At 41.5% G+C, this 272-nt stretch carries 1 pseudogene; it reads left to right on the top strand.

What is annotated here, in order from left to right:
- Positions 1 to 272: pseudogene (locus LD028_RS08990) on the top strand (hypothetical protein); the annotation flags it as partial.

Genomic DNA, 272 nt, shown 5'->3' with positions numbered 1-272 from the left:
GGTAACCTTGCTGATCAGCTTCAAACAGCTATTAATACCGCCCTATCTAACTACAAAACATTAACAGGCATTGATTTTGGTACAGTATCTGTGGATGTCAAAAATGGATCGCTTGTGCTCAATAGCAGCAACCCTGATACTGTCAAAATTGAAGTTGCTAAGGGTAAAGCAGCAGATGCACTAGGGCTTTCTGGTACTGGAACATCCGTAAGCGGCGGTTTGGATTTCCATATTGGTGCTAATAAAGGCCAGAGCATGAATTTACAAATCAA

The organism is Anoxybacillus sp. LAT27 (assembly GCF_022030075.1).
Taxonomy (GTDB): Bacteria; Bacillota; Bacilli; order Bacillales; family Anoxybacillaceae; genus Anoxybacillus; species Anoxybacillus kestanbolensis.
Note: the sequence above shows the minus strand (reverse complement) of the source record. Positions and strands in the feature narration are given on the sequence as shown.